This is a genomic window from Paenibacillus sp. plas6 (assembly GCF_057221655.1).
Genome location: NZ_CM170151.1, coordinates 572309 through 587869, shown reverse-complemented (window position 1 = coordinate 587869; position 15561 = coordinate 572309). Strand labels below are relative to the sequence as shown.

General features: G+C 38.7%; 10 protein-coding genes. All 10 read left to right on the top strand.

Annotated features, from left to right (window positions below; all coding sequences use genetic code 11):
• Positions 1 to 2: 2 nt before the first annotated feature.
• The 10 genes from AC2TDL_RS02745 (at position 3) to AC2TDL_RS02700 (ending at position 15414) form a co-directional block, all read left to right on the top strand.
• The gene (locus tag AC2TDL_RS02745) at positions 3 to 2888 is read left to right on the top strand and encodes an extracellular solute-binding protein (protein WP_484698610.1); all 2886 of its coding nucleotides are present in this window, start codon (positions 3 to 5) and stop codon (positions 2886 to 2888) included.
• Positions 2889 to 2929: 41 nt separating this feature from the next.
• Positions 2930 to 3859 (top strand): carbohydrate ABC transporter permease, encoded by a 930-nt coding sequence (locus tag AC2TDL_RS02740; RefSeq protein WP_484698608.1) that lies wholly within the window; start codon positions 2930 to 2932, stop codon positions 3857 to 3859.
• Between the two features lies 1 nt (position 3860).
• On the top strand, positions 3861 to 4751 hold the full coding sequence (locus tag AC2TDL_RS02735; RefSeq protein ID WP_484698606.1) for a carbohydrate ABC transporter permease: 891 nt from the start codon (positions 3861 to 3863) through the stop codon (positions 4749 to 4751).
• A gap of 53 nt (positions 4752 to 4804) precedes the next feature.
• Entirely contained in the window at positions 4805 to 6262 is a 1458-nt protein-coding gene (locus tag AC2TDL_RS02730) for a hypothetical protein (RefSeq protein ID WP_484698604.1), read from the top strand.
• A gap of 51 nt (positions 6263 to 6313) precedes the next feature.
• A complete protein-coding gene (locus AC2TDL_RS02725) occupies positions 6314 to 6937 on the top strand; it encodes a Yip1 family protein (protein WP_484698602.1) in 624 nt (207 codons plus the stop codon).
• Positions 6938 to 6943: 6 nt separating this feature from the next.
• On the top strand, positions 6944 to 9556 hold the full coding sequence (locus AC2TDL_RS02720; protein WP_484698601.1) for a DUF5696 domain-containing protein: 2613 nt from the start codon (positions 6944 to 6946) through the stop codon (positions 9554 to 9556).
• A 14-nt stretch (positions 9557 to 9570) separates the two neighbouring features.
• Complete coding sequence (locus AC2TDL_RS02715; protein WP_484698600.1) at positions 9571 to 10500, top strand: carbohydrate ABC transporter permease; 930 nt, start codon at positions 9571 to 9573, stop codon at positions 10498 to 10500.
• On the top strand, positions 10487 to 11527 hold the full coding sequence (locus tag AC2TDL_RS02710; protein ID WP_484698598.1) for a carbohydrate ABC transporter permease: 1041 nt from the start codon (positions 10487 to 10489) through the stop codon (positions 11525 to 11527). Before AC2TDL_RS02715 ends, AC2TDL_RS02710 begins: the two co-directional genes overlap by 14 nt.
• A gap of 21 nt (positions 11528 to 11548) precedes the next feature.
• On the top strand, positions 11549 to 13306 hold the full coding sequence (locus AC2TDL_RS02705) for a glycoside hydrolase family 35 protein (protein ID WP_484698597.1): 1758 nt from the start codon (positions 11549 to 11551) through the stop codon (positions 13304 to 13306).
• 239 nt (positions 13307 to 13545) lie between these two features.
• On the top strand, positions 13546 to 15414 hold the full coding sequence (locus AC2TDL_RS02700) for an SLC13 family permease (protein WP_484698596.1): 1869 nt from the start codon (positions 13546 to 13548) through the stop codon (positions 15412 to 15414).
• Positions 15415 to 15561: the final 147 nt, after the last annotated feature.

The window sequence follows — 15561 nt, the reverse complement described above, 5'->3', positions numbered from 1 at the left end:
GTATGAGCATGAAAAAGGGAGCATTCAAAATTATATTGGTTGTCATATTGTTAGCCATGTTCATACCTGCAGGGATAGGGTCAGGTAGCACTGACCCTGTCTTTGCTATTGAGCTAGAGGACAGCAATCAACACTATCAACAATATATTGAGGATTCTTATGGTGAATACCTGTCAGCTCATGGGTATGATGGCAAAATGTCGTCTTCTGAAATTCACGTTGATGTAACAGCATTTAAAGCACTAAATGGCATGGAGGCTTATGTTAATGGCAATGCAGTTGCCACAGGAGAGCAAGGATCAATCAAATGGTCGTTTCAAGTGAAAGAAGCCGGTTTTTACAATATCGAGCTAACATATAAGCCGATTGATGGGACCAACTCTAAAATTGAAAGAATGCTGCGTATTGATGATGAAAGCTACTTCAAAGGAATGAATCAGCTCATTTTTAACCGCGTTTGGGATAATAGCAACGGTCAACAAATTATGGAGCGCAACGGAAATGAAATTAGGCCGCAAGCAGTAGAAACTCCGCAACTTATGACCGTGTATTTGGCCGATGCACAAAGAAGAAATCTTGAACCATATAAATTTTACTTTAGTGCGGGGACACATACGATAACGCTTGAATCGGTCAAGGAGCCTATGGAAATACATGAGCTGACACTTAAGGCAGCTCCAGAAATCCGTTCCTATGAGGATGTCGTTGCGGAATGGAAGCAGCATTATAAAGTGTACGATAAAGAAAATCTTGTTTATCAAGCTGAAAGAATTGATGGAAAAACGCTTGAGATTAAAAAATCATCAGTCGATATTACGATGGCTACTGATTATAGCAATCCATATACGGAGCCTTATCATCCGTACAAAATAAAGCTTAATGCAATCGGTGGCTCAAATTGGCGAACTCCTGGTGACTATATCGAGTGGAAAATTGATGTGCCGGAGGAGGGGTTATATCAGCTTTCCTTCCGTGGAGTTCAAAATACAAATCGCGGAGTTATGTCATATCGACAGCTTAAAGTAAATGGAGAAGTGCCATTTAAAGAAGCGATGGCAATTCCGTTTTCGTTTCATTCAGGATTTGTTAATTATGTCATCGGGCAAGAAGATGAACCATATCTCATTTTACTTCATAAAGGCGAAAATACAATTTCTTTGGAGGTTGTATTAGGCGAGTTTGCAATGCCGCTATCAGAAGTTGAAAAAAGTGTATTCGTGCTAAATGATCTTTATCGGAAAACGGTGCAAATTACTGGACTAGTGCCAGACCAATATATTGATTATGAAATAACTAAGAAAATACCGAATTATGCTGAGCAATTTCAAGCGGAAAGCGAGCGCTTGAAATTGGTTGTCGATGAGCTAGTAAGAATTACTGGGGAAAAAGGCGAAAAGACGGCAATGATCGAAAAAATGCAGGTTCAGGCAGCAGGGATAGGGGCTAAGCCCGAATCGGTCATTCATGAGATTGCTACCCTAGCAAATAATATTTCTTCACTAGGAACGTGGATTACCTCGATCTCTGAAATGCCGTTGCAGCTTGATAGTTTTACGTTATTCGCACCTGGAGCGGAGCTAAAAAAAGCAAAGCCAAACTTTTTTGTAAGCGTTTATAACGGTGCTGTTCGCTTTTTCTCAACCTTTTTTGTAGATGAGTCTGAAATGTTTGGCGATGACTCTGAAGATGCAATTACGGTATGGGTATCATCAGGCCGCGATCAAGCACAGGTCATTAAAGATTTAATTGATCAAAATTTTACACCAAAGAGCAATATTCCTGTAAATTTAATGCTTATTCCAGAGGATGTCATCCTGCCAGCAACGTTAGCAGGAAATGGACCAGATGTCGCATTATCAATTCCGCAATCAACCGTTGTGAACTTTGCAATGCGTAATGCGTTAGCAGATCTTTCTCAGTTCGATGGATTCACGGAAATCGCTGATAAGTTTTATGATAGCGCACTTCGCACTGTAACATTTCAAGAAGGAATTTATGCACTGCCAGAGCAGCAAACCTTTCTTATGCTGTTTTATCGAAACGATATTTTCGAGCAGTTAAACTTAACTGCACCGAAGACATGGGATGAGGTAGAGCATGTAATCTCGGTGCTGCATGCGAATAACTATGATTTTTATATTCCAGGACAAGAGTTAGTGCCATCTATGGTGTTCCAATATGGTGGTGATTTGTTCAAGGGCGAAGGAAATGACTACGGTATTGCTAGTGCATTAACTGAGGACAATGCAATGTCAGCCTTTAGCCGTGTTACGCGTTTCTTTACCACCTATCGCCTTCCTGTACAAGCGGAGTTTTCCAATCGTTTTAGAACGGGTGAAATGCCAGCAGGTATCGCCCCATATACAACCTATAACCAGCTAGAAGTGTTTGCTCCAGAAATTCGCGGGCAGTGGTCATTTGCCCCAATGCCAGGTATCCAGAAGGAAGACGGAACTATTAACAATGAGGTCGTAGCAACGACGATTAATACGATTATGCTAGATGATGCGGACAATAAAGAAGCAGCGTGGGAGTTTATTAAGTGGTGGTTATCTACAGATACACAGACGGAGTATGCCAATGCGTTGGAAGCAGTTATGGGCTCTGCAGCTCGCTATCCGACTGCAAATATCGAGGTGCTTGATCAGCTTCCATGGTCATTAAAAGCAGCAGGGCAACTCAAAAATCAATTTGCTGCAACAGTCGGTGTACCAGAGGTGCCAGGCGGATATATGACGACTCGTGCCATCGATTACGCGTTCCGTGCTGTTGTTACAAGCGGGGAAAATCCGCGTGAAGCATTGTATTTGAATAACAAGGCGATTGACAGGGAGCTTACGAAAAAGCGTCAGGAGTTTCATCTATCTTATTTTACGAGCAGTGATTGATGTCGATCTCGCATTCTAGGAAAAAGGAGTAAACAGAGAGTATGCTGACAAATCAAACAATCACGAGAAGAAAAAGCAATAGGTCATTTAGGAAGCTATGGAAAGATCATGGGGCGAAATATCTCTTAATCTTGCCGTTTGCTTTATTATTCATCGTGTTTACTGTGATTCCAGTAATCACTTCGATGATTATCAGTTTTACATCCTTCAATATGCTTGAAGCTCCTACATTTGTCGGGTTTAGAAACTATATCAATCTTATTGTTAATGATGATGTGTTTTTGATCGCAGTCAAAAATACGCTGTTCTTTGCTTTAATTACAGGACCAATCAGCTATTTAATGTGCTTTGTCTTTTCATGGTTAATTAATGAGCTAACCCCGAAAGTGCGGGCAGTTATGACACTTGTCTTTTATGCGCCGTCTATTTCAGGAAATGCCTATTTAATTTGGAAGCTTATCTTTTCCTCTGATATGTACGGTTATGCGAACTCATGGCTCCTGCGCTTTGGCTTTATTACTGAACCAATTCTGTTTTTTGATAAAAAGGAATATGTATTCCCAATTCTTATTCTCGTTCAGCTATGGCTAAGTTTAGGGGTTAGCTTTCTTGCCTTTATTGCGGGCTTACAAAATATCGACAAAACGTTGTATGAAGCAGGCAATATTGATGGAATTAAAAATCGTTGGCAGGAGCTATGGTATATTACGCTTCCTTCCATGCGACCACAGCTGTTATTTGGTGCGGTAATGCAAATTACTTCATCTTTCTCGGTTTCTCAGCTATCGATCGAATTAGCAGGATTCCCATCTGTCGAATATTCTGGGCATACGATTTTAACGCATCTGCATGATTATGGCTTTATCCGTTATGAAATGGGATATGCCTCTGCGATCGCAACGATTCTCTTCTTTACGATGCTCTTTACAAATATCGTCGTGCAGAAAGCATTAAGAAAGGTAGGTGCGTAAGATGACGAATCCGATTACAGCGATAAAAAAAGCATATATTTCTCGCCAATTTAGACGAAGAAATCGCAGTATACTAGGCGATATGTCACTTACGCTCATACTCGGCATATTTGGCTTATTTAGCGTTTGGCCGTTAATTTTCATAATTAATAATGCGTTTAAGCCGTTAAATGAAATCTTTATTTTTCCGCCAAAGCTATTTGTTATGCGACCGACGTTAACGAATTTTCAAGACTTATTTATTATTATTGGAAATTCATGGGTGCCGATGACAAGATATATTTTTAATACGATTTTCATTACAGCAGTAGGGACGATTGGCACAGTGATCGTCGGTTCAATGGCGGCGTTTCCGCTTGCGAAATATGTTTTTCCCGGCTCCAAAACGATGTCCAAGCTGATCGTTTATTCCTTAATGTTTAACGGCACGGTTACGGCATTGCCCAACTATATCATTATGTCTAAGCTCCATATGATCGACACGTATTGGGCATTATTGTTGCCTTCGATCGGCGGAACGTTAGGCTTGTTCCTAATGATGAATTTTATGGTGCAAGTGCCAGATCCGTTAATTGAAGCGGCTAAAATTGATGGAGCGGGTGAATTTACGATTTTTTGGCGAATTATGATGCCTTTATCTCGTTCTGCTTGGATTACGTTAATTATTTTATCGTTTCAGTCGTTATGGGGAACGACAGGAGGCGGCGTTATTTTCACGGAAAAATTGAAGCCAGTCAGTTATGCATTATCACAAATTGTCAATGCAGGTATTGCGCGGACAGGGGTTGCCTCTGCTGTTACTTTAATTATGCTTACTGTACCAGTTGTGGTGTTTATTATTTCACAAAGTAATGTCATATCGACGATGGCAACAACGGGGATAAAGGAATAAGTGGAATAAGCATCAGCAGCTCTATAAACATAGGGAAAGGAAGTTTAGCAGCTATGAAGAAAAAGAGGGTTCTACTATTCATAATTGTATTATGTTTGCTTCTTCCCTCCACTCCAGTGTTTGCTGAACATACGCTAGAAGAAAATTATATTTACGATTATTGGGGAGATACTCCGCGCAGTTTGCCTGCCTTTGAGTGGGTAAATACGATCAATCAACAGCATTTAGGCAGTATTAAGCTAGGCAGCATTGATGATGTATTTGTAAGCAGGGATGGGCGAATTTTTCTAGTCGATACTGTGGAAAGCAGAATCAATGTGTTAAATAGCAATTTAGAGCTTGTTCAGTCGATTAAGCTTATTCGTGATGAAAACAATAAAATTATCGTTAATGCTGCGACCAATAAACAGCTTATGCTTGATAAACCTGAAGGAGTTTTTTATCACGAGTACAGTCAAGAGATTTATATAGCGGATACAGGTGCAGAGCGAATTGTTGTGCTGGACGGCAAAAACTATTATTTAAAACGAATTATTGAAAAGCCTGAAAATATGGTCGGTGTAACGCTGTTCAAGCCTTCCAAAATCGTTGTTGATAAGGATGGAAAAATAAGTGTAATCGTTCAAGGGAGCTACGAAGGGATTATTGAAATTCATAACAATGGTACGTTCTCCAGATATTTTGGTTTAAATAAGCCAAAAGTTAATTTAATCGATCACTTTTGGAAAACGATGGCTACAAGCGAACAAAAGGAGAAAATGAAAAAAGTATTTGCTCCTGCCTTTAACAATTTATCGTTAGACGCTGAAGGGATGATTTATGCAACGACTTATGATGCTTCTGCCCAGGATCAAGTGTTTCGCTTTAATGCGAAGGGTGAAAATGTATTAATGGAAAACGGCTATTTTTGGGTAATTGGTGATGTGGTTCGTTTATCGAAAGATGATCGCAGTCAGTTTGTGGATATCGCCGTTTCTGATTATGGGGTCTATGCGTTGCTTGATAAAAATAAAGGAAGAGTATTTATTTACAACTTCCAAGGGGATCTATTAAATATTTTTGGCTCGAAAGGTTATTTAAAAGGCGATGTGCGTGATCCATCAGCGATTACTTGGTTTGGTGACAAATTAATTATTGCTGATAAGCAATTTGCAGTGGCACATATTTATCAGCCAACTGAGTTTGGTGAAGCGGCATTAAATGCCGAGAAGCAATATTATTACGGGCAATGGGAAGAAGCGGGAACAAGCTATGCCAAAACGCTTGAACTAAATGCTAACTATGATATTGCTTATACCGGTGTAGGCAGAAACTATTTAATGCAGGATGAATATGAAAAAGCGATGTACTATACCAAGTTAGGCAATGCGCGAAATTATTACTCTAAGGCGTTTGCTGGTTACCGCAATATTTTTATCCAGCGTTACTTTGTTTGGCTTGTGTTGCCGGTTTTACTTATAGCTGGCTACCTAATTTATTCGGAATACAGATATAACAGAAAGAACGGTTAAGCAATGCTTATTACTTAATAAATCCGTTTAGAAAGGGTATGATCTGTATTTATGTCAATGATTGCAGATGGAAAGCTAATGTTTAATGTATTGTTCCATCCGTTTGATGGATTTTATGACGTTATTAATCATCGGAAGAAAAATTATATTTTACCTACTATCGTGCTAATGCTCGTTGGCATTGTTGGGGTTTTAGACTATCAATATACAGGGTTTATATTAAACAGTTTTCCCATTCATTACTTAAACAGTGTCGTTGTTTTTATTACGACGTTATTTCCGATAGTTTTATTTCTTATAAGCAATTGGAGCATTACAACGCTGTTTGATGGTAATGGCTCAATAGGAGATATTTTTATTGTGATGTGCTATGCCTTAGTGCCGAAGCTATTGTTTGATATTGTCGGCATTGTGCTTAGTAATTTCGTAACATTGGAAGAGGCACCATTGTTAAGGGCATTTACGATGATTGGCATGGTTTGGTTTTGCTTTCTCCTATTTTGCGGCTTATGTGTTGTACATGAATACAGTGCTTTAACGAATATCGTAACGATATTAGCGACCTTTATCGCTGCGATCATTATTATCTTTTTGGCAATGCTTTATTTTACGCTTATGGGTAAAGTAATCGGCTTTGTTACCTCGGTATTTAGTGAAATGACCAAAAGGTGGTGACGCAATGTGCTCAGAAATCTAGGAGATACAACATTAAACCGTATCCGATATGCGGGAGTTAAAGAGATATTCATTGCGGCGATTCTATTAATCCTTATTATTTCACTATTTTTAATCCCTTCGCAATTAAAAGCATTGGGCATAAAGCGGCAAGCACTGCCAGAATACGTTAAGGAAGGGAAAACTGCGGTGATTCAGGAGCTGGATCAGCAAGCAGGCAATGTGAAATTAGCTAGCAGTGAAGGAAAAGATCTGTATATTGATACAAAAACATTAAATGTTAAGGTTGTCGATAGTAATACTCGGACAGAATGGAGCAGCTTAGCGCTTGATAAGGATAGCAGCGCAATTGATAAGTCTCCGATTATTATTAAGTATTTAGGCAAAGATAACACGCTATACGAATGGGATGCTTATACATTTGCAATTCAAAATCAGCGCTATAAGCTTTATCAGATTGAAAACGGGGTACAAATTGTTTTTGATTTTTTTGAAACGGAATCGTATCGCTTAAATGAATATGTGCCGCAAAAAATTACAGCGGAACATTATCAAGCTCATTTTATTGACAAAATTGAGCAAAAGCTAGCAGAAGGGGCGATAACTGAAGCGCAGGCAACGAAATATAAAGAGTCATTATCGTTAACCTATCAATACGACAAAGCCAATGATCTGTACTATTACAAATTCGCTGGTTTGCCTCCATTAACGTTGGTGCGTGATTTAATTGCGATGACTAAGGCGATTGATTACACGACAGAGATGTTAATTGAAGAGAGTGCGCTTCATGGACTTACTGTGCAGATTACCCAGCCAGCAAACTTTATTGTGACGATGGAAGTAAAGCTAGATAACGGCGAGCTAATTGTTAAGGTTCCGACTTATGAAATTGTGAGTAGCAATGATTTTTACACGATGCAAAATATTTCCGTATTTCCTTCCTTTGGCATGACGTCAGCTAAAAATGTAAGCGAAGGCTATATTTTTGTTCCTGATGGAGCTGGCGCGCTGTTTAAGATGAATGCCTTTAACGGAAGCTATCCAGAGTATGAGCGGCCAATTTATAACAATAACTACTATGACACAATTTATGAAAGCCCCGAGTTTCCTGAAAATTTAATGATGCCAGTGTTTGGCTTATACTATAGCGATCAGAAGGGCAAGTCCAGCGGTCTACTCGGTATCGTCGAAAAAGGAGCAGAGCTTGGCAAAATTAAAGTGCAGCTTGGTGTTGAGGATACATCGCTTGGCGGAACACCATATAACAAAGTGTATAGCAGCTTTGATACGATGCAGTTTTCTCGTGTAAAGGTATTTGGTCCATATAGTGAAAATGAGGCAAAGTTTACTTCTGCAACAGAGATTATCGATATTGACTATACGGTACGTTATAAGCTGTTTGCAAGCAAAGTAAATTACTATGATCTCGCTAAAGCTTATCAAACCTATTTAGTCGATCAATATGGATTAGAACTTAACTACGACCATTCGCCAAAGCTATTTTTAGATGTTATTGGCGCCTTAACATTAGAGAAGCGGTTTTTAGGAATTCCATACGATAAAAAGTATACGATGACAAGCTATAACGAGTTAGTTGATATTTTAAAGGATTTAGAGGGCATATCGACAGTTATCAATTATAAAGGAGTATTTAATGATGGCTTGCGTAATTCAATCGGCAATAAAGCAGATCTCGTTAAAGTGAACGGCAGCAAAGCCGAGCTAGAGCAGCTTATGAATTATGCAGCAAGCAACAATCATGAACTATTTTTCAACATTGATTTAATGAGAGTGCTTGAGTTAAGGGACGGATTTAAACCAAAGCGCCATGCCGTTTATGGCTTTAATAATAAGCCGCAATATATTCAAAAGTATAATTTGGCACTTGGTATATTTGACGGTACGACCAATGAATATTTAGTCGATCCACTGCATTTAAGCAACACAGTTGAGCGATTTATAAAGGATTCGGGACAATATCACAATATTTTTGTAAATGATTTCGGTTCAACGTATTATGCAAGCTACAAAAATAAAGAAGTGGTTGATCCGATTGTTGCTAATCAAATTGTAAAAGACAATTTGCAGAAGTTAACGGAAGTTAAAAAAATTGCACTAGATAATCCTAACGCCGATAAACTTGGCTATGCAAAGTATGCTGTAAACATATCCCGAGAAAGCAGTGATTATGGAACGATGTATGTGTCTATCCCATTTAGACAATTAGTAATGAATGGTTTGACAGAGTATACAACGTTAAATGTGAATTTATCAGCAGAGCGCAGCAATTACTTTATTTTACAAGCGTTAGAGCTAGGCAGTATTCCGAAATTTACGTTAACTGCTAAAAATGTGGATATTCTCAAGTACTCCGAATATCGAGATTACTTTGCCACAGAATATCGAGTTGTTGAAAAACGAATAAAAGAGCTGTATGAGGAATACAGTGCTGGGTTAGCGAAGATCGGTTCACAAGAAATCGTTAACCACCGCATGCTCGCAGAAAATGTATTCGAAACAAGCTATGCCTCAGGAGTAAAAGTGATTGTTAACTATAATAAATTTGCCGTAACGATTGAAGGACAACAACTTGATGCACTTGGTTACATCATCATTTAGTGGGAGGTTAGAAAATGGAAGATACCGCACATAAGGCGAGAAAACTTCATATCTCTCATACGAATATGCGCAAAATCAACGGTATCATCTTTGTGCTTCCTTGGTTAGTTGGCTTTATTATCTTTTTTGTAAAGCCGTTAATTAGCACAATCAAATATTCCTTCCATAAAGTCGGTGTTGCTGATTCTGGAGGAATGAGTCTGCAATATGTTGGCTTGCAAAACTTTGTTGAATTGTTCACTACTGAAGTATCTAGCCAAAGTACGCAGTTTTTAAGAATTTTTACCGATGAGAATATTGATATTTTTATTAATACTCCTGTTATTGTGCTATTTAGCTTATTTTGCGCGATCTTAGTTAATGCAAACTTTAAAGGACGGGGACTTGCCAGAGTTATCTTTTTCTTGCCAATAGTATTAGGCTTGAAGGTTGTCGTTGATTTAACGCTCGTTACGACTGGCGGTGACGTGGCCGATGCCACGATTACGGAAACGTTTGACAATGGTTTTATTTTAGATTTTTTGCGAGAATATACATTTTTACCGCGTGATGTAACATTATTTATTTCTGATCTTATTAATGGGGTTTTTATGTTAATTTCGCAAACAGGGGTTCAAACGCTAATTTTTCTAGCTGGCTTACAATCAATTAACACCTCGTTATATGAAGTAGCAAAAATTGAGGGCGCAAACGCATATGAGGTTTTTTGGAAAATTACATTGCCGCTGTTAGCCAATATTACGATGTTTGCAATGATTTATACTTTTGTAGATATGTTTTTGAAATCATCCATTTCTACAGAAATTTATCGTTTTGCCTTTAATCGTAACAATATTGGTACTGGTTCAGCGCTCTCTGTCGTTTATCTTGTTAACGTTCTGATCGACCTTTTAGTTTTAATGCTAGTAATTAACAAGGTGGTGAAGCCGCATGACTCCAACTGAAGTAACGCCAGCTAATCCGAATACTAATGCGAATAAACCTAAAAAAAGTAAAACGCATATACCTATCACGTTATATGCAGTAAAGCAAAAGATAGGGAAAATTATTTATTGGTATGCGTTTATTTCGCTCGTTGTTGGTCTTGGTTTTGCTATTCTATATCCGTTATTAAAATTAGTACCAACGGTCCTGAACGATATGGAGGATCTCGGTAATCCAGATGTGATATGGGTGCCGATCGAGTTTTCGTTGGTAAGCTTTAAAGCAGCGATTCGGCTTGTTTTCGGTAATGGCATGCCGATTTTGCAATCTATCTTATATGCGGCTTTAATTGCAGTTATTCAAATCTTTGTTTGTGCGCTAGCAGGTTATTCGCTTGGCAGGGTGCAATTTTGGGGGAGAAACATTATTTTGTTTCTTGTCATTCTTACATTTGTTGTGCCTCCGCAATCGCTGTTAATATCCCAATATTTGAACTTTAAGGACTTTGATATTTTAGGCATTATTAATTTAATGACAGGCGATAGTATTGATCTTATAAATAAACCAATTACGTTAATTTTACTTGCTGTCTTTGGTTTTGGTGTAAAGCAAAGTATGTTTGTATTTATGTTTACACAGTTTTTCAAGGGGCTGCCAAAAGAGCTGGAAGAGGCTTCATTAATTGATGGTAGCGGGTTCTATCGGACGTATTTTAGCATTTGTTTGCCGAATGCGATTCCTGCAATTATGACAGTTGGTATTTTATCATTTGTTTGGAACTACGGTGATACGTATTATACTGGCTTTTTTCATCCAGATGGCCCTTATTTAAGTATTAAGCTAACACAAACTTTTGCTTCGAATAATGTAAATAACATTTTATATGCGCTTCAAACATGGTACAGTATACCAGGAGCAAATGTTTTTGCTTTCGATGCAGTGAAGCAGGCTGCAGCATTTATTTATCTATTGCCGCTGCTTATTATTTATTTTGCTGTACAAAAGAAAATTGTACAAAACTTCGAACAATCCGGTATTGTTGGTTAAAATTCGATTGGAGGATGCAGCATGGGAAAGCAAGGGATGGAGTTTAAGATCGCAGATCAGTTTTATTTAAATGATGAGCCAATTAAAATTATTTCTGGAGCCATTCATTATTTTCGAGTAGTTCCTGAATATTGGCAGGACCGCTTAGAAAAGTTAAAGGCTCTAGGCTGTAATACCGTTGAAACCTATGTACCTTGGAATATGCATGAATTATATGAGGGTCAGTATAACTTCGAGGGTATTTACAATCTTCGTAAATTTATCGAAACTGCAGCACAGTTAGGGCTTTATGTCATATTAAGACCGTCGCCTTATATTTGTGCGGAATGGGAGTTTGGCGGGCTGCCTTATTGGCTGTTAAAGGACCCGAATATGAAAGTAAGATTTAGCTATCAACCATTTCTCGATAAAATTGATCGTTATTTTGAACGTTTATTTAAAGAGTTCGTCGATCTTCAAATCAACTACGGCGGCCCAATCATTATGATGCAAGTCGAAAACGAATATGGCGGATATGCTAATGATTTATCATATATGCGCTCACTTGCAGACTTAATGCGCAAACATGGTGCGGTCGTTCCATTTGTTACTTCTGACGGTCCGTGGCATGATATGTTGGATAACGGTTCAATTCCAGATATAGCCCTGCCAACTATTAATTGCGGCTCAAATATTAAGCAGCACTTTAAGCGCTTAAAAGCGTTCCACGGTGAGACGAAGCCATTAATGGTTATGGAATTTTGGATTGGCTGGTTTGATGCTTGGGGAGATGAGGAGCATCATACAACAGATGTTGCTAGTGCAGCAATGGAGCTGGAGCATATCCTCGAAGAGGGCAGTGTAAATATTTATATGTTCCACGGAGGTACGAATTTCGGCTTTTCCAATGGTGCGAACTATTATGAGAAGCTCGCTCCAGATACGACTTCCTATGACTACGATGCACTGCTTTCTGAAAGCGGACAGATTACAGAAAAGTATAAAGCTTTCCAAGAGGTTATCGGACGTTTTATAGAGCTGCCGAAGGTTCAATATACGACAGACATTAAGCAAAAAGAATACGGGAAATTGGCAGTAAAAGATAAGGTCGCCTTGTTTGAAGTGCTGGATTTGTTAGCTACACCAGTTTATTCGCCTTATCCATTAACGATGGAGGCGCTTGATCAACCTTTTGGTTATGTGCTATATCAATCTCAACTAGGAAAAGCGAGAAATATTGAAGACTTCCGTTTAATTCAAGTTACAGATCGAGCTCATGTTTACATTAACGGAGAGCATAAGTTTACAAAGTATGATTTGGATATGGAGCTGAAAGAGCAGTTCGAACTTAATGCTCCAGAAAATCAGCTTTCGATTTTAGTAGAGAATATGGGCAGAGTTAATTACTCGGTGAAGATGAATAACCAGCATAAAGGGATTAAAGGCGGCGTCATTGTAAACGGTGCTTTCCAAAGTGGCTGGGAGCACTATCGTTTGCCGCTAACTAATTTAGAAAAGCTTGATTTTACAAGAGGTTACATGTCAGGAGTACCTGCATTTTATCGGTTCGAGTTGGAAGTAGATGAGGCAGGAGATACTTTCCTCGACTTTACTGGCTGGGGGAAAGGTGTCGCATTTATTAATGGCTTTAATCTTGGCCGTTTCTGGGAAGCAGGACCACAAAAACGACTGTATATTCCAGGACCATTACTACAAGCAGGAAAAAATGAGATTATTCTGTTTGAAACGGAAGGTAAAGCGGGCGATACAATTAGCTTAGAAGCTACATCAGGTTTATAATTTGAAATAACCAATTCCGTCTCTTAATGAAACAGATTTGAATTTTTAGTCTGTTATTATTAAGAGACGTTTTTTATTTTGTCTCGTATAGTTGATCGTATAGTAAAAGGGATATAAGTGACAAATATCATCTACAAGTCTAATATGCTTATTTACAATACATAATAGATAGGACAATTATGCCACAATTAGCGAGCAATAAGCAGTTTGAGCAGCAAAATTAGGAGGAACTGCATAATATGAATGTCGAAATGATACTAACTCTAGCTATATTAGTTATTGCATCAGTTTTATTTGTTAGTGGAAAAATACGCTCCGATCTCGTTGCTATTTGTGCACTAAGCTTACTTGTTATTTTCGGAGTGATTGATACGAATGAAGCATTAGCAGGTTTTTCAAGTTCTGTCGTTATTATGATGATTGGACTATTTGTTGTTGGCGGAGCAATCTTTCAAACTGGACTTTCTAAAATTGTCAGTGGTAAGTTGCTGCAATTCTCAGGAAATCACGAAACTCGCTTGCTGCTCACTGTGATGATATCTGCCTCATTAATTGGTGCATTTGTTAGTAATACTGGCACGGTAGCGGTAATGCTGCCAATTGTCGTCAGCTTAGCTGCAAGTGCTGGTGTCCATTCAGGTCGCCTATTAATGCCGCTTGCTTTTGCCAGCAGTTTAGGCGGAATGCTTACTTTAATTGGGACACCGCCTAATATGGTTATTAGTGAAACATTGGAAAAAGGTGGATATAAGCCGTTAAGTTTTTTTTCCTTTGCACCAACAGGTTTAATTTGCTTGATTGCAGGGACAATTCTTATCGCTTTATTTAGTAAATGGATGCTGCCTGCAAATGAGCAAAGCAGCGGAAAACGTCGCAAACAACGCTCATTGTCTGATTTAGCTAATCAATATAGCCTGGGAAATAATTTATATCGCTTGCAAGTTTCAGAGCAATCTACAATGCTTCATAAAACATTGAAGGAACTATCTATTGAAGATCATTATTATGTACATATTCATGAGGTGCGTAGACGCCAGTCGAAAAAAAATCCTTTTTTCAAAACTTTGGATGTTGAACTAGCTGGTCCGCAGACTACTGTTAACAGCAATGATTTATTGTACGTAACAGGAGAGTATGATGATATTGCTCATTTCTGTGAAGCAGAAGGGTTAATTTTGCTAACTGAGGAACAGGTGGAACGAGAAGGAGGAGAAATACTTGAAGGCTTAGCAACTCCGACAATTGGTATAGCGGAAGTATTAATCCCTTCGAATTCCAAGCATATTAATCAGTTAGTTAAGTACTCAGGCTTTCGTGAAAGCTATCATGTTAATATTTTAGGAATACAACGTAAAGGTAAGTATTTGTTAAAGGATTTAAAAGAAGAAAAGATTAAAGCAGGAGATGCACTGCTAATTCAAGGGGAATGGAAGCATATTTCAAGACTAGCTTTAGAGCATGAGGATGTTGTTGTCGTAGGGCAGCCAGCAGATGCAGCAGCAAAAATACCGTTTAGCCATAAAGCGCCGCTCGCTGCTGCGATTATGATTTTAATGATTATTGCGATGATTATTAATGTTGTACCGGCGGTTATATGTGTTATGGTGGCAGCGATATTAATGGTGGTGACAGGATGTTTGCCGAATATGGAAGCAGCCTATAAAACGGTAAACTGGGAAAGTATCGTGTTAATTGGGGCAATGATTCCGATGTCAACTGCGATCGAAAAAACTGGAGCAGCCGAATTGTTATCGGAAGGATTAGTGAACAGTATAGGTGGCTATGGTCCGCTTGCCTTGCTTGCAGGTATTTATTTTGCGACTTCCTTTATGACCTTATTTATTAGCAATACTGCGTGTGCTGTCTTATTTGCACCGATTGCTTTTGCTGCAGCAATCTCAATGGACGTCAATCCTATTCCGTATTTATTTGCTGTATCGATTGGAGCCAGCATGTGCTTTGCTGTACCATTTTCGACGCCGCCAAACGCGCTTGTCATGTCAGCAGGAAAATATAAGTTTATTGATTATGTAAAGGTAGGTCTGCCCGTACAGGTGTTGTTGGGGGTGGTGGTAGTGTTAACACTTCCGCTAATTTTCCCACTCTGAAATTAGAGGTAGAACCAAACATTGAAATAGAGGTGGGTTCTACTGCTGGGCTTTGATTCGAAGCAGCTAGCTGGAATTTCGATTAAACTTCCAGCTAATTGGCGAAGCACAAAGTAATAGCGTGAAAATTAGGCATTGAACGCCTAT

Excerpts from the sequence above, each read along its gene's own strand:
- AC2TDL_RS02745 (WP_484698610.1), top strand. The coding sequence starts at position 3 with ATGAGCATGAAAAAGGGAGCATTCAAAATTATATTGGTTGTCATATTG.
- AC2TDL_RS02705 (WP_484698597.1), top strand. The coding sequence starts at position 11,549 with ATGGGAAAGCAAGGGATGGAGTTTAAGATCGCAGATCAGTTTTATTTA.
- AC2TDL_RS02725 (WP_484698602.1), top strand. The coding sequence starts at position 6,314 with ATGTCAATGATTGCAGATGGAAAGCTAATGTTTAATGTATTGTTCCAT.
- AC2TDL_RS02710 (WP_484698598.1), top strand. The coding sequence starts at position 10,487 with ATGACTCCAACTGAAGTAACGCCAGCTAATCCGAATACTAATGCGAAT.
- AC2TDL_RS02735 (WP_484698606.1), top strand. The coding sequence starts at position 3,861 with ATGACGAATCCGATTACAGCGATAAAAAAAGCATATATTTCTCGCCAA.
- AC2TDL_RS02740 (WP_484698608.1), top strand. The coding sequence starts at position 2,930 with ATGCTGACAAATCAAACAATCACGAGAAGAAAAAGCAATAGGTCATTT.
- AC2TDL_RS02715 (WP_484698600.1), top strand. The coding sequence starts at position 9,571 with ATGGAAGATACCGCACATAAGGCGAGAAAACTTCATATCTCTCATACG.
- AC2TDL_RS02730 (WP_484698604.1), top strand. The coding sequence starts at position 4,805 with ATGAAGAAAAAGAGGGTTCTACTATTCATAATTGTATTATGTTTGCTT.
- AC2TDL_RS02700 (WP_484698596.1), top strand. The coding sequence starts at position 13,546 with ATGAATGTCGAAATGATACTAACTCTAGCTATATTAGTTATTGCATCA.